The sequence below is a fragment of the Ruegeria sp. CDSC079 genome, assembly GCF_059610505.1.
In genome coordinates, this window is the sequence record NZ_JBXWNT010000004.1 from 371,801 (window position 1) to 385,296 (window position 13,496).

15 protein-coding genes are annotated in these 13,496 nt (G+C 57.5%); 4 read left to right on the top strand and 11 right to left on the bottom strand.

The genetic code is table 11. The features are described 5' to 3' along the window. Positions 1-26: 26 nt before the first annotated feature. Both AC2FIC_RS09960 and AC2FIC_RS09965 read right to left on the bottom strand, forming a co-directional pair. Entirely contained in the window at positions 27-806 is a 780-nt protein-coding gene (locus AC2FIC_RS09960) for a DNA repair protein (RefSeq protein ID WP_142633486.1), read from the bottom strand. Positions 807-954: 148 nt separating this feature from the next. Continuing rightward, positions 955-1,407: a paraquat-inducible protein A gene (locus tag AC2FIC_RS09965; protein ID WP_271947376.1), complete on the bottom strand. Its 453-nt coding sequence runs from the start codon at positions 1,405-1,407 to the stop codon at positions 955-957. A 118-nt stretch (positions 1,408-1,525) separates the two neighbouring features. Between AC2FIC_RS09965 and AC2FIC_RS09970 the strand changes: the two genes are divergently transcribed. Continuing rightward, a complete protein-coding gene (locus AC2FIC_RS09970) occupies positions 1,526-1,936 on the top strand; it encodes a hypothetical protein (protein ID WP_281994537.1) in 411 nt (136 codons plus the stop codon). Here AC2FIC_RS09970 and AC2FIC_RS09975 read toward each other — a convergent pair. From AC2FIC_RS09975 to alr, 3 genes are read right to left on the bottom strand one after another with little or no spacing between them, the layout of a single operon-like run. Continuing rightward, positions 1,933-2,679 (bottom strand): ABC transporter ATP-binding protein, encoded by a 747-nt coding sequence (locus AC2FIC_RS09975; protein WP_496691146.1) that lies wholly within the window; start codon positions 2,677-2,679, stop codon positions 1,933-1,935. The genes AC2FIC_RS09970 and AC2FIC_RS09975 overlap by 4 nt on opposite strands. After that, complete coding sequence (locus AC2FIC_RS09980) at positions 2,676-3,458, bottom strand: MlaE family ABC transporter permease (protein WP_496691147.1); 783 nt, start codon at positions 3,456-3,458, stop codon at positions 2,676-2,678. Before AC2FIC_RS09980 ends, AC2FIC_RS09975 begins: the two co-directional genes overlap by 4 nt. After that, complete coding sequence (gene alr / locus AC2FIC_RS09985; RefSeq protein ID WP_496691148.1) at positions 3,455-4,489, bottom strand: alanine racemase; 1,035 nt, start codon at positions 4,487-4,489, stop codon at positions 3,455-3,457. Before alr ends, AC2FIC_RS09980 begins: the two co-directional genes overlap by 4 nt. Before the next feature lie 232 nt (positions 4,490-4,721). Here alr and AC2FIC_RS09990 point away from each other — a divergent pair, with 232 nt between their 5' ends. Then, positions 4,722-5,264 (top strand): GNAT family N-acetyltransferase, encoded by a 543-nt coding sequence (locus AC2FIC_RS09990; RefSeq protein WP_496691149.1) that lies wholly within the window; start codon positions 4,722-4,724, stop codon positions 5,262-5,264. Between the two features lie 3 nt (positions 5,265-5,267). Here AC2FIC_RS09990 and AC2FIC_RS09995 read toward each other — a convergent pair whose 3' ends face one another. The 6 genes from AC2FIC_RS09995 to AC2FIC_RS10020 all read right to left on the bottom strand — a co-directional run bounded on the left by AC2FIC_RS09995 (position 5,268) and on the right by AC2FIC_RS10020 (position 11,222). Beyond that, a complete protein-coding gene (locus tag AC2FIC_RS09995) occupies positions 5,268-6,758 on the bottom strand; it encodes a replicative DNA helicase (RefSeq protein WP_142633499.1) in 1,491 nt (496 codons plus the stop codon). Between the two features lie 225 nt (positions 6,759-6,983). After that, on the bottom strand, positions 6,984-7,664 hold the full coding sequence (locus tag AC2FIC_RS10000; RefSeq protein ID WP_142633501.1) for an orotate phosphoribosyltransferase: 681 nt from the start codon (positions 7,662-7,664) through the stop codon (positions 6,984-6,986). 127 nt (positions 7,665-7,791) lie between these two features. Further along, the gene (locus AC2FIC_RS10005) at positions 7,792-8,973 is read right to left on the bottom strand and encodes an ammonium transporter (protein WP_496870157.1); all 1,182 of its coding nucleotides are present in this window, start codon (positions 8,971-8,973) and stop codon (positions 7,792-7,794) included. A 148-nt stretch (positions 8,974-9,121) separates the two neighbouring features. Continuing rightward, positions 9,122-9,601: a CinA family protein gene (locus AC2FIC_RS10010; protein WP_282021914.1), complete on the bottom strand. Its 480-nt coding sequence runs from the start codon at positions 9,599-9,601 to the stop codon at positions 9,122-9,124. Next, a complete protein-coding gene (locus AC2FIC_RS10015) occupies positions 9,598-10,095 on the bottom strand; it encodes a phosphatidylglycerophosphatase A family protein (protein WP_496691151.1) in 498 nt (165 codons plus the stop codon). Before AC2FIC_RS10015 ends, AC2FIC_RS10010 begins: the two co-directional genes overlap by 4 nt. Beyond that, the gene (locus AC2FIC_RS10020; RefSeq protein WP_496691152.1) at positions 10,092-11,222 is read right to left on the bottom strand and encodes a bifunctional 2-C-methyl-D-erythritol 4-phosphate cytidylyltransferase/2-C-methyl-D-erythritol 2,4-cyclodiphosphate synthase; all 1,131 of its coding nucleotides are present in this window, start codon (positions 11,220-11,222) and stop codon (positions 10,092-10,094) included. Before AC2FIC_RS10020 ends, AC2FIC_RS10015 begins: the two co-directional genes overlap by 4 nt. A gap of 184 nt (positions 11,223-11,406) precedes the next feature. Between AC2FIC_RS10020 and dusB the strand changes: the two genes are divergently transcribed. Beyond that, complete coding sequence (gene dusB / locus AC2FIC_RS10025; RefSeq protein ID WP_282021917.1) at positions 11,407-12,390, top strand: tRNA dihydrouridine synthase DusB; 984 nt, start codon at positions 11,407-11,409, stop codon at positions 12,388-12,390. Next, a complete protein-coding gene (locus tag AC2FIC_RS10030) occupies positions 12,387-13,454 on the top strand; it encodes a two-component system sensor histidine kinase NtrB (RefSeq protein WP_496691153.1) in 1,068 nt (355 codons plus the stop codon). Before dusB ends, AC2FIC_RS10030 begins: the two co-directional genes overlap by 4 nt. The last annotated feature ends 42 nt before the right edge of the window (positions 13,455-13,496 follow it).

The window sequence follows — 13,496 nt, forward strand, 5'->3', positions numbered from 1 at the left end:
ATCGTCCATGGCGGGCGCTGTCGCGCCTATTCGGCCGCGCGAGGTGGCGACATAGCTATGACGCTCGACGGCTTCGATGCACCGTCCTTGGGCTGCTGCAGTTGCGCTGACAATTCCGGCAACAGTTCGAAAAGTTCGTCGCGCAGGCGGGTTAGCTGAGAACGAGCGATGGATTCTTCGATTTCAACATCATGGGTCCACTGGCGCAGCTCGTGCTGAATGGTTTGCGCCTCTTCCAGCCGTTGCTGAAACAGTTCGATCTCTTCCTGGCGTTGCTGCAGGAATGTGCGGGCACGGGCGATGCGGGTATCCCCGTAAGTTTCGGCCAGTTCTTGGCTGATCTGGCTCATCTGCGCGGCCAGCTCCAGAATCTCTGGTTCGAGCGATTGTAGGTTGGGATGTTGGCGCAGGAAGGCCATCCGCTCTTTGACCGCATCAAATTCGGACGACAGGATAAATGCCCCGCTGCGGTCCTGCGCATGGGCCAGCTGATAGGCATGGGCGATGTCGTGCATGTTCAGCGCAAATTTACGGTGCGCGTTTTCCAGGGCCATCATCCGGGCATTCGCAGGAAGGTAGAAGGCCAGCATCAGGATCAGAGCGGTCAGGCCAATCTGAACATAGATCCCGGCGTCGATGATGGTACCGCCTGCCAGTCCGGCTTGCATGGAAAGCCATGGCAGCACGCCCAGGGCGGATAGCATAGTGGTTGCGACGGCCAGAAAAGCCGCGGAACAAATCAGAAAAAATGTCAGTCGTAAAAATGCGTTTTGAAACTGTAATGTTAACGTGTGGAGTGCGGTCATGTTCGACGATCTCCTTCTCAAACCGATACATATCGGGCCGAAGCGGACAAAGGTTGAACATAATTTTTGATCCGCTACGGACCGATCACTACAAGAAACTGGCTGCTCGAAATATTAAGATGATACTCAGATAAGTGTTTTCAATCAATTAGGTCTGATGATTTCGTGATCTGGATGTCATCTCGGTAATAATACCTAGGGCGATTGAGGCCAGAATACAGGCCGTAAACAGGTAAAGCCCCCATGCGGTTTCGATGGTCGCGTAAGAGATGCCTTTGGCCAGAGTGATATAGAGCGCGATCAGGAAAATGTCGGCCATCGCCAGCTTGCCGAGGATGTTCAGCGCCGGCTGAACGCGCGCATCCAGCAGGTCCCATTGGATCAGGGCGGTGCCGATGGTTTTCAGATAGGGGGCAAAAAGGGCAAAGACGGTGACGATCAGCGCGAGGAAGATATCGGACTTCCAAAGGGACTGGAGCCCGGTGATGACGCTGATTTCGCTGAGGCCGAAGATGGGCAGAAATCCCGCGCGCATCAGCGGAGCGAACCACGCGATGGGGTAGAGGATCAGCAGAGAGAGGGTGACGAGGCGGAGGGTCATTATAGATACTCTTCGGAACTTTTCGATGAGGTGAATATTTAACCTCAGTCTGTATTGTGCCTATACCGATATCCGAAACGCTATTGATACACATCACTTTGTTTACGAAAAAATTTATATGGCTGAACCTGTTATAAAAATTGTCGAAGGCCCGTCCCCAACCCAGAAGGGGGTTAGCGAGGCTATAACTGTTGGCCTCGCGGGGGTTCTTTCAGCGGGAAGTGTCGCTGCAGACATTATGCCATTTGATCGCGAACAGTTGTTTGGCGTAATGCATTTTCGCCTCCAGGAAGCGCTGCAGGCGCAACGCAGGGCGCGTTGGTTCGGTGGAAAAATTTACAATCGATTTTCAGGGCAAGATCCCAATTACGTTCTGTTTTCGGGAACTCATCTGGGTCAAACATTGGCGCTTGCCCGGATTCAGACGCCAGATTTTGTGGTCCCGCGTGGGAAATATTTGCTGCGGCTAGATTATGTAAAAGAAGCCTACGAGAACTTGAAACAAGAAAGGAAAGGTGCGCCTGTCTAACGCACCGCCTCTATCGGCCCCTCAGCACTCCCGCTGATGAACTGTTCCACATAGGGGTCGCCCGAGGCGTCCATCTGCTCGACGGGGCCGGTCCATTGGATCACGCCTCCGTGCAGCATGGCGACGTTATCGGCAATCGCGCGGACCGAGCTCATGTCGTGGGTGATGGTCATCGCGGTGGCGCCCATTTCGGTAACGATCTCGCGGATCAGGTCGTTGATGACACCGGACATGATGGGATCAAGGCCGGTGGTGGGCTCATCGAAGAAAATGATCTCGGGCTCGGCGGCGATCGCGCGGGCCAGGCCTACGCGTTTTTGCATACCGCCCGACAGTTCGGCCGGGAAACGATCGGCCACATCCGCTTTCAGACCCACGCGGCGCAGTTTCTCGATGGCGATCTCGCGCGCCTCGTCCACGGGACGTTTGAGCGAGCCGCGCAGCAGGCGGAAGGCGACGTTTTGCCAGACGGGCAGCGAGTCGAACAGCGCACCGCCCTGAAACAGCATTCCGAACCGGGCCAGAAAGGCATCGCGGTCGCCTTTGGTGGCGTCTTTACCGTCTACATAGACCGTGCCGCTATCGGGTTTGATCAGGCCAAGAACGCATTTCAGTGCCACCGATTTGCCGGTGCCCGATCCGCCGATGATGACCATCGAGGTGCCCTTGGGGATCTCGATATTGACGCCTTTGAGGACCTGATTGGACCCAAAGGCTTTATGTACATTCTCCATCCGGATCATATCGAGAAGAACACCCCTGTCAGAACGAAGTTTGCAGCCAGAATCATGATTGCGGCAGCCTCGACCGAAGATTTGGTCGCAGCGCCAACGCCCTGCGCGCCCCGGCCCGAATTCATGCCGTAGTAGCAGCCCATGGTCGCAGTGATCAGGCCAAAGGCCGCGCCCTTGGTAAGCGAGGAGACGATGTCATGAAATTCGAGGAAATTCATGGTGTTTTGCAGGTAGGCCGCGGCGTTGAAGCCCAGGCTTTGGGTCGCCACGATATATCCGCCCGCAATGCCGATCACATCGCCAACCGCAACTAGAATCGGCACTGTGATGACGGCGGCCAGCACCCGCGGCGCGGTGAGGTATTTCATCGGATGGGTGGACAAAGTTACCAGCGCGTCGATCTGCTCGGTCACTTTCATGGTCGCGATTTCGGCGGCGATGGAGGATGTGACCCGCGCCGCAATCATAAGACCGCCCAGAACAGGCCCAAGCTCGCGCACCATGCCAATCGCTACGATTTGTGGCACCACAGCTTCGGCATTGAAACGCGCACCACCTGCATAGATCTGAAGCGCCAATGCACCGCCGGTAAATATCGCCGTCAGGCCAACCACCGGCAGGGACATCCAACCGATATTCATCAGAGCGACCGCAAATTCGCGCGGATAATAGGGGGGGCGGAAAATATGTGAAATCGCGTCTGCAAAGAACAGAGCGACCTTGCCGAAATTTGCAAGCAAAGACAGGGCTGTACGTCCCAACCCGCCCAGCATTGAAAGAGGGTTCATTCGATATAGCCCCGAGAGTAGCGTGCGCCTAGCGATGTCAAAATTTCATACCCGATGGTGCCTGCGGCCTCGGCCAGATCATCCACTGTCTGATGCCCGTTCAGAATGCGCAGGCGTTCCGGATCCTCGGGCAGATCCGTTACGTCGATGGTGATCAGATCCATCGAGATCCGGCCAACAACGGGGCAGGGCTGGCCTCCTACAAAGGCGTCGATGCCACCGCCAATTGCACGATGCAGCCCGTCCGCATACCCGGCCGCAACCGTGGCAATACGGGATTTGCGCCGCGCGACCCAGCTGTTGCCGTACCCCACACTTTCGCCGGGATCGACCTCGCGCACCTGAATGACCGGAAGGTCGACGGTGACGACGGGTTTCGCATCGGCAAAGGGTTGTCCGCCATACATCCCGATGCCGGGACGGCAAAGGTCGAAGTGATAGTCGCTGCCCAGAAGGATACCGCCGGTGGCCGCAAGCGATCTGGGGGCCGCACTTCCATCGGTCAATTCGTGGAACACGCGCAGTTGGTGGCGATTCATCGGGTTGTCAGGCTCATCCGCACAGGCGAGATGCGACATCACCAGCGACGGATTAAGCGGCTCAATCTCGGTGCGCAACGCGGCCCAGTCCGCAGGCTCAATCCCCAAGCGATTCATGCCGGTATCCAACTGGATTCCAAAGGCGTGTTCAGGCAAGGCCTGACGATGGCGGCGGAACTGTTCGGACGAATTCAGCAATGGCGTCAAATTGTGTTGGAGCAGTAGGTCGCTGTCGCCTTCCATATGCCCGGAAAAAACACTTATCGTTGCGTCGGGCCCGACAGCCTCGCGCACGGCAGCGCCTTCTTCGGCAGCCGCGACAAAGAAATTTCTGACACCTTCTTCAGCAAGTGCGGCAGAGACAGGACCAGCGCCCAGGCCATAGGCGTCGGCCTTGACCACGGCACCCGTTTCACAGGACGTCTTTGCATCAAGCGCCTGCCAGTTGCTGGCCAGCGTATAAAGATTGATCGTTAAGCGTGCAGTACTCATGCGTCTGTTCATGACATTGGATCGCGTCAGGTCAAGGGGGGTCGCAGCGATAATTGACCTGTACGTTGCGCATAACGGCACCTTGAGGCCGGGAAGCGGGTTGAAACAGCGTAAATCTGCGTATTGAACATCTGAGGGCGCCAAATCACTATTGTGCGCACATCGTGGTCAACCATGATCGGGTCAAGGTGATCGTTCACTAATGCCCAAAGGGGCCTGTTGGGATGAAAACATGATTGAACTCTCGTTTGGGTACAAAAACCAGAGCAGTAGGTTGCCTGATTTCTTTTATGATGTGTTCTCTGCCTCTGAGGGGGGCGAGGAAGGACAGGCCATTCAATCTTTGATCAGGGAATTGCTGAAAACCGAGCCCGATCAGGATCTGCAGGGATGTGTTGCGACTGATGGGGGCGATCTTCTGGGATGTATCATATTCTCGCGCCTGACCTTTGATCAGGATCCGCGACGGGTGTTTCTGATGTCGCCCGTGGCCGTGCGGACGGATCGGCAACGGGGTGGGGTCGGGCAGAAGCTGATCACCTTTGGTCTGGACCAACTGCGGGCCCAAGGCGTCGATTTTGCAATAACCTACGGAGACCCGTCGTATTACGGCAAAACCGGTTTCCTGCCCATTTCTGAGGCATTCGCGCAGCCGCCAATGCCGCTTAGCCAGCCGATCGGATGGCTAGGGCAATCTCTGTCTGGTTCACATGCTGATCCGATAGTGGGGCCGTCACGCTGTGTCAGCGCGTTTGACCGACCTGACCTTTGGTGACGGTCAGTAGCCTTCGATCTGACCGTCCTGCTGCCAGGGTTTGACGAGGTTCCCAAAGCGGGTGAACTGTGCTTCGAAGGACAGCTCGACCGTACCGATGGGGCCGTGGCGCTGTTTGCCAACGATTACTTCGGCCTTGGCGTGCAGGCGTTCCATGGCCTGCTTCCACTCTTCCATCTTCTCCAACTCATGATCGCCGGGCTTTTCACGTTCTTTGTAGTATTCCTCGCGGAACACGAACATCACCACGTCGGCATCCTGTTCGATCGAGCCTGATTCCCGCAGGTCGGACAGTTGAGGGCGCTTGTCGTCTCGGTTTTCAACCTGTCGGGATAGCTGAGACAATGCGATGACCGGGATGTTCAGTTCCTTGGCAATGGCTTTCATGCCCATCGAAATCTCAGCGATTTCGTTGACGCGGTTTTCGGCCATGCCGCGACACAGCTGCAGATAGTCGATCACCAGCAGGTCCAGACCGTGGGTCCGTTTCAACCGCCGCGCACGGGCGGCAAGCTGCGAGATCGGCAGGGCCGGGGTGTCGTCAATGAACAGCGGGCAGGCTTCCAACTCCTTGGCTGCATCAACAAAGCGGCGAAACTCACCCTCGGTCATGTCACCCTGGCGGATCTTGTGGCTCGAGATTTCCGAGGCTTCGGCCAGAACCCGGCCCGCCAACTGCTCGGCGCTCATTTCCAATGAGAAGAACCCGACAACGCCGCCGTCAATCGCGCCTTCGGTGCCGTCGGGTTTCAGCCCGCGCTTGTACGCTTTGGCCACGTTGAACGCCACGTTTGTCGCCAATGAGGTTTTCCCCATCGACGGACGCCCGGCCAGAATGATCAGGTCGGACGGGTGCAAGCCACCCAACTGTTTATCCAAATCGGTCAGACCGGTGGAAATCCCGGCCATTCCACCACCGCGCTGATAGGCCTCGTTGGTGACGTTGACAGCCTCGGTGACCGCCTTGAGGAAGGATTGAAACCCTTGTTCGGTCTGGCCTTGTTCAGACAGCTGATACAACTGCTGTTCAGCCTCGACGATCTGTTCCTTGGGCTCGCTCGCCACATCGACCCGCGCCGCCTTGTCCGAGATATCGCGGCCAAGCCGGATCAACTCGCGCCGGATGGCAAGATCATAGATCATCTGGGCATAGTCATGCACCGCAAAGGCGCTGATCGAGGCCCCGGCCAGCTTGACCAGATAGGCCGGACCGCCCAGTTCCTTCAGGCCTTCATCCTCGGCCATGAAAGATTTCAGCGTGACGGGCGAGGCCAGCGCGTTCTTGGCGATACGGGTCGCGGCGACCTCGTAAATACGCGCATGGACCGGATCATAGAAATGCTCGGCCCCGATGATCGAGGCGACCCGATCATACAGATCATTATTGGTCAGGATCGCACCCAGAAGCTGTTGTTCAGCCTCAATAGAATGCGGCATGGTATCGGCGTTTTGGATCTGTGCCGCTGCCTGCTCGATGCTGCTTATCTCGTTCATTTTGTCCCCGCTGCCCGTCCCGAGGTTCTATACGCGAAACGCCATTGCAAGCTATCTGGAAATACCTGTGGCTAACTGGGGGTAAGGCCTAGGGATAACTTTCCAGACAGTTTGGACGATGTGGTGTGCTTGGCCTATTATGTAGGAAAGCGGGGAAAAGTCACCAGATATCGTATATGCTCAGCCGATTCTTTGGCGCTTATCCCCAATCCATCCACAACAGGTTTAGGAAGGTTTATTGGCCTCTTGCCAGCCGCGCGGGTCGTTCAGGAAGGCTTCGACACCGTCAAGTGTTTCCGTATCAAAGGCTTTCTGTGCTTTGGCCTCGGCCAGAACATCCCACCAGGTGCACAGCGAATGCAGTTTCACCCCATGATCGCCCAGAGTTTTCTCGGTTTCCGGAAAGATGCCATAATAGAAGATCACCGCCGTATGCCCGCAGGTCGCGCCGGTTTCGCGGATCGCATCAACGAAGGACAGTTTGGATCCGCCATCGGTGGTCAGATCCTCAACCAGCAACACACGCTCACCCTCGTTCATCGCGCCTTCGATCCGGGCGTTGCGGCCATAGCCTTTGGGCTTTTTACGCACATATGTCATCGGCAGGGCCATGCGTTCAGCGACCATCGCGGCAAAGGGAATGCCCGCAGTTTCGCCGCCAGCGATATTGTCGAACGCTTCAAAACCCGCATCCCGCATCACTGTAACGGTCAGGAAATCCATCAGAGTAGACCGGATGCGCGGGTAAGAGATCAGCTTGCGACAGTCGATATAGGTCGGGCTGGGCAGGCCGCTGGCCAATGTGAACGGCTCGCGCGAATTGAAGTGAACGGCCTTGATCTCCAGTAGCATCCGCGCGGTCAGACGGGCGATTTCGGTGCTGTCGGGAAAGGAACTGGGGATCATGGCGGGACCTCTGAGCTGAAAAACCTTCGGGGCTGATAGCCTGCTGCCGCCGTCAGAGTCGAGAGGGCAGGCAAAAGAAAAGCGGGCCCGAATGGGGCCCGCTGTCAGCTTGCACAAAGTGATGCGCTTAGCTGCTCATGTCATAGGCGCGTTCGCCGTGGACCGACAGGTCAAGGCCGTTGGTCTCGGTCTCGGCATCCACACGCAGCGGCGTGATGGCTGAGACCAGCTTGATCAACACAAAGGTCACCACCGCGGTAAAGGTACCCACGATTGCCAGACCGCCCAGCTGTGCGGTCCAGGTACCCATGCCGAACAGGGCGATCATGATTGTGCCAAAGATGCCGCCAACGCCATGCACCGCAAACACGTCCAGCGTGTCGTCGATGTTCAGCTTGTTGCGGATGATAAAGACCGCTTCCTGACACAGGATGCCCGCCACGCCGCCAATGATCAGCGCCTGAACCGGGCCGACAAAGCCCGACGCCGGGGTGATCGAGGCCAGACCAGCGATGGTCCCGGTCACAAGACCCACCATCGAGGCTTTGCCAAAGCGAATTTTCTCCCACAAGGCCCAGGTTAGGGATGCAGTGGCCGCCGAAAGATGCGTCACGGTCATCGCCATCGCCGCACCACCATCTGCCGCCAGTTGCGAGCCGCCGTTGAACCCAAACCAGCCGACCCACAGCATTGCGGCGCCGATCATGACATAGCCCGGATTATGCGGAGGCGTCGTGCGATTACGGCGCGGGCCGAGTGCAACGGCAATGATCAAAGCGGCCAGACCTGCCGTTTCATGCACCACGATGCCACCGGCGAAATCTCGCACACCAGTCTCGCCAAAAATGCCGCCATCGCTCAGCATTCCGCCGCCCCATATCCAATGGACCACGGGCGCATAACACAGCAGCATCCACAGGGCAGAGAAGGTCAGAACAAAGCCAAAGCCGACCCGTTCGACATAAGCACCGACGATCAGGGCGGGGGTGATAATGGCAAAGGTCATCTGGAAGGCAAAGAACAGAATTTCGGGCAGGGTGCCGGCCAGGCCGTCGGCATCAACACCATTCAGAAAGGCCTTGTCCAACCCGCCCCAAATCCCGCTTTCACCGGGGCCGAAGGCGATGGAATATCCTGCGACCAGCCAGAGAATGCTCATCAAGCAGGCGATGCTAAAGCAGTGCATGAACACGCTCAGCACGTTGCGGGCGCGTACAAGGCCGCCATAGAAGAGGGCCAGGCCCGGAAGTGTCATGAACAGGACCAGTGCGGTTGCTACTATGATCCAGGCGGTATCGGCTCCATTCATCAGCCACTCTCCTTTTCAGAATGCGTGGCGGGGCTTGAAGCGGATTGCGACTGGGGAAAAAAGAGGCAGAGCCCAAAAAAGCAGCCTATTTCAGGGGCCTTTTTTGAAGAGTTGATTAATTGGGCGTCAAATTGTCGAGCATGCCCGATTATTGGGCAGTGCTGAAAAGTGCCTTTGACAGCAGTGCCAGCGCGTGATCCCGCGCAGCGCGGCGCACCCGATCGCGGCCCAATGCGCCGAATTCGACGGTTTCTGTCATGGGTGGTATGCCGTCACCGGCCACACCAAAACATACCCTGCCTTCGGGTTTAAACTCGGATCCGCCCGGGCCTGCAATGCCGGTAACCGACACTGCCAGTTGCGCCTGTGAATTCCGCAAGGCACCCTCGGCCATTTCGCGCGCGACCTGTTCAGAAACCGCGCCATGGGCATCCAATGATTCCTTGCGGACACCCAACATTTGCTGTTTGGCAGTATTTGTGTAGGTCACAAAACCGCGCTCAACGACCGCAGAGCTGCCGGGGATGTCGGTCAGAGCCGCAGCGACCATCCCGCCAGTGCAGCTTTCGGCGGTGGTGATCATCACCCCTTTCGCTTTGGCGCTTTCTAGCAGGTCGGAAACGGTCATAACCCCAGAACTCCGTGGCTGAACCCGGCGGCCAACATGATGCCTATGGCCGCGAATACCCCGGCAATCACATCGTCCAGCATAACGCCCATCGGACCGCCGCGCCGGTCGGCCCAACCCACGGGGCCGGGTTTCAGGATGTCGAACAGGCGGAACAGTACAAACCCAGTTACCCAACCTGGCCACAGCGCCGTAATGTCGATCCCGTGCGCCCAACTGGGATAGGATATCGCCCAAAGCGCGAGGAACTGACCTGCGACCTCGTCAATCACAATCTCGGAAGGATCGTGGTCTTCTTGCCCGGCGGTCATCACCCGCGTGGCCCACAGACCGCCGAAAAACACTGCGACTGTCGCGACCACCAGTAAGGGGAAACCGCCCAGAGTATGCAGAACCCATACCAAGGGCAGGGCAACCAAAGACCCCCAGGTGCCGGGGGCGGGTCGCAGATATCCGACGCCACAAACAGTGCCAATCAGTTGTGCAACGGTCATGATTTCACCAAACAAGCTGTTGCAATAGAAGCAATTCCTTCACCACGCCCGGTAAAGCCCAAACGCTCGGAGGTTGTGGCCTTGACCGAAATCTGATCCTGGCGCAATTCCATGATCTTCGCCATCTCTGCCCGCATGGCCGCGGCGTGAGGCCCGACCTTGGGGTATTCGCAGACCAGCGTGCAGTCGACATTCGAGATACGATATCCCATCTGTCCGGCCAACTCGACCGCGTGGCGCAGGAAAATTTCGCTTGCCGCGCCTTTCCATTGGGGATCTGAGGGCGGAAAGTGCTGTCCGATATCCCCTTGTGCCAATGCTCCGTAAATCGCATCGGTGACTGCGTGCATACCGACATCCGCATCAGAATGGCCCTGAAGCGATCGGTTATGCGGAACTTTGATACCGCACAGGATGACGTGATCCCCGTCACCAAAACGATGCACGTCGTAGCCGTTCCCCAGCCTTACATCCATATCCGTTCCCAATATGCGTTCCGCCCTGGCAAAATCCTCGGGTCGGGTGATTTTCAGGTTGTCCGTATCGCCCGGCACGATGCAGACGTCCAGCCCGGCGGCGCGCGCGACTTCCACGTCATCCGCGGAACCTCCGGGATGCGCGGTGTGAGCAGCGACGATTGCGTCATAGTGAAAGCCTTGCGGGGTTTGCGCTGCATGCAACCCGGATCGATCCTGAGTGCCTGTGACCATAGTGTCGCTTGCTGTCCACAAGGCGTCCGTCACCGCAAGGCCAGGTGCTGCACCGGGGAAATTGTCCAGAGCGGCCAGAACGGCATCAATGATCTCGGTGCTGACACAAGGACGTGCGACATCGTGGATCAAGACGCGGGTCACATTCATCCCGTTCAACGCCGACAACCCGCTGCGCACTGATCCTGCTCTGTCTGACCCGCCTTCAGCGAGGATCAGACCGGCGCTTTCAAATTCTTCCCAGGCGGGGGCATCCTCCTTCGACAGCACAAGGACGATGTGATCGACTTGCCCGCGGAAACGGTCGATGGTCCAGTCGGCAACCCGACGACCTGCCAGATGGCGCCACTGTTTTGGTGTGCCGCCTCCGGCGCGTTGACCGCGTCCTGCGGCGACAATGATAGCTGCGGTCGTCATGTGTCGTGCTCTCCGGCGAGTTAAGGGCAATGTTTAGGGTGCGGTGAAAGCAGAGGCAATCACTCGGTTTCATCTGCTTAAAAAATAGGCAAACGATGATTTTGCATGCTTGTTCATGGCGGTTTTGTTGTTCATATGCACTCAATTCGATATCAAAGCTGCAACTGCTCAAGGATTAAGCACGTTGACTCTGCGACTTGCCGACAAAGATTTGAACCCGCCCGTACTACTGGCGCCCATGGCCGGAATCACTGATCGTCCGTTTCGCGATCTGGTGACGCGCTTTGGTGCCGGTATGGTGGTCAGCGAAATGGTGGCTAGCCAGGAAATGGTGCAGGCCAAACCCGGTGTGCGCGAACGGGCCGAGCTGTCTGCGGATGTGGAAAACACTGCTGTCCAGCTTGCCGGACGCGAGGCGTATTGGATGGCCGAGGCGGCCCGCCAGGTCGCTGATCGGGGTGCGCGCGTGATTGATATCAATATGGGCTGCCCGGCTAAGAAGGTGACAAATGGATATTCGGGCTCGGCCCTACTGAAGACGCCTGACCACGCGCTGACATTGATCGACGCCGTTGTCAGCGCCGTGGACGTGCCCGTGACGCTGAAAACCCGGCTGGGATGGGATGACAAATTGCTGAACGCGCCCGATGTGGCAAGGCGGGCGCAGGATGCGGGAATACAAATGGTAACGATCCACGGTCGCACACGTTGCCAGTTCTACAAAGGGCATGCCGATTGGAGCGCAATCCGGGCGGTCAAAGAAGCGGTCTCGATTCCGGTGATTGCGAATGGTGACATTGTTGATTCTGGCGCTGCACGCATAGCGCTGGATCAGTCCGCCGCCGATGGGGTCATGGTTGGGCGTGGGGCGCAGGGTAAACCGTGGCTCCTGGCGCAGATGGGGCATGAGTTATACGGGGCAGAGGCGCCAGTCATTCCCGCTGGTAGTGATCTGATCGACATGGTTCGTGCCCATTATCAGGCCATGCTGGGGTTTTATGGTTTGGATCTGGGCCTGCGCGTCGCTCGCAAGCATCTCGGCTGGTATATGGATGAGGCTGGAACACCGGCCCCGTTGCGCCGGGCGGTGCTGACATCGCGCAACACGGATGAGGTGATGCACCTGCTGAGTGTTGCACTTGGCAGTGATGCAGAGGAGGCGGCATGACCTCGGATCACAGCATCTGGACCTCGCTGCCCGTTCCTGCCTTTGTCATAGATGCAGATGACCGGATCGCAGACATAAACTCCGCCGGTGAAGGGTTCCTGAATGCCTCGCGCAAATCCGTGATCGGGCATCCCGTCTGGGATCAGATTGCCGTGGACGCTCCATTAGAAGAAGCGTTTCTGAGAGCGCGTCATCAAGGTACGCCACTATTTGTGAACGATGTGGATGTAGGGTCAGGCAACCGCGCGCCGTTGCAATGTGCGCTTCAGATCGCGCCGCTTGTCGGGCATCCGGGGTCAATGATCATGATCATCACACCGCGTGAACTTGCTGGGCGTATGACCCGTGGAAACACGGTGAAATCTGCTGCGCAATCGGCGATCGGCATGGCCGAGATGCTTGCGCATGAAATTAAGAACCCTTTGGCAGGAATTACCGGCGCGGCGCAGCTTCTCAGCATGAATATCTCGCAGCAAGACCTTGAATTAACAGATCTTATTGTCGAAGAGAGTCGCCGTATCGTAAAACTGTTGGAGCAGGTTGAACAATTCGGAAATCTCTCTGAGCCCGATTTCAAACCGGTCAACATACATGACGTGCTGGATCGGGCACGGCGGTCGGCCCTGTTGGGTTTCGGTGCCCATATAACGATCATCGAGGATTACGACCCGTCGTTGCCACTTGCTTATGGCGACCCGGATCAGTTTCTGCAGGTCATCTTGAATTTGTTAAAGAATGCTTCGGAAGCCGCTGACCCTAAAGGGGGAACCATACGTTTAAGGACGTATTTTGAACATTCTTTCCGCCTGCGACGCAGCGACGGGTCAGGTCATTCTCTGCCACTGCAAATCGAAGTGACCGATGACGGCCCCGGTCTGCCGGAGAAGATTCGGGGCGAGATATTCGACCCGTTTGTGTCGGGCAAGGAAAACGGCACCGGCCTGGGGCTGGCGCTGGTCAGCAAGATCATTTCGGACCACGACGGCTGGATTTCGGCCGAGTCGGTTCCGGGACGAACGGAATTTCGCATCTCTCTGAGGCGCGCGCCGCGTGACGCGAAATAGTCAATAAATCGCCGGAAAGAGCAAGAATAAGGAAAGCACCTG

What these genes read in the sequence shown, in the direction of transcription:
- AC2FIC_RS09960 (WP_142633486.1), bottom strand. Translation starts at nt 806, where the DNA reads ATGACCGCACTCCACACGTTAACATTACAGTTTCAAAACGCATTTTTA.
- AC2FIC_RS09965 (WP_271947376.1), bottom strand. Translation starts at nt 1,407, where the DNA reads ATGACCCTCCGCCTCGTCACCCTCTCTCTGCTGATCCTCTACCCCATC.
- AC2FIC_RS09970 (WP_281994537.1), top strand. Translation starts at nt 1,526, where the DNA reads ATGGCTGAACCTGTTATAAAAATTGTCGAAGGCCCGTCCCCAACCCAG.
- AC2FIC_RS09975 (WP_496691146.1), bottom strand. Translation starts at nt 2,679, where the DNA reads ATGATCCGGATGGAGAATGTACATAAAGCCTTTGGGTCCAATCAGGTC.
- AC2FIC_RS09980 (WP_496691147.1), bottom strand. Translation starts at nt 3,458, where the DNA reads ATGAACCCTCTTTCAATGCTGGGCGGGTTGGGACGTACAGCCCTGTCT.
- alr (WP_496691148.1), bottom strand. Translation starts at nt 4,489, where the DNA reads ATGAGTACTGCACGCTTAACGATCAATCTTTATACGCTGGCCAGCAAC.
- AC2FIC_RS09990 (WP_496691149.1), top strand. Translation starts at nt 4,722, where the DNA reads ATGATTGAACTCTCGTTTGGGTACAAAAACCAGAGCAGTAGGTTGCCT.
- AC2FIC_RS09995 (WP_142633499.1), bottom strand. Translation starts at nt 6,758, where the DNA reads ATGAACGAGATAAGCAGCATCGAGCAGGCAGCGGCACAGATCCAAAAC.
- AC2FIC_RS10000 (WP_142633501.1), bottom strand. Translation starts at nt 7,664, where the DNA reads ATGATCCCCAGTTCCTTTCCCGACAGCACCGAAATCGCCCGTCTGACC.
- AC2FIC_RS10005 (WP_496870157.1), bottom strand. Translation starts at nt 8,973, where the DNA reads ATGAATGGAGCCGATACCGCCTGGATCATAGTAGCAACCGCACTGGTC.
- AC2FIC_RS10010 (WP_282021914.1), bottom strand. Translation starts at nt 9,601, where the DNA reads ATGACCGTTTCCGACCTGCTAGAAAGCGCCAAAGCGAAAGGGGTGATG.
- AC2FIC_RS10015 (WP_496691151.1), bottom strand. Translation starts at nt 10,095, where the DNA reads ATGACCGTTGCACAACTGATTGGCACTGTTTGTGGCGTCGGATATCTG.
- AC2FIC_RS10020 (WP_496691152.1), bottom strand. Translation starts at nt 11,222, where the DNA reads ATGACGACCGCAGCTATCATTGTCGCCGCAGGACGCGGTCAACGCGCC.
- AC2FIC_RS10030 (WP_496691153.1), top strand. Translation starts at nt 12,387, where the DNA reads ATGACCTCGGATCACAGCATCTGGACCTCGCTGCCCGTTCCTGCCTTT.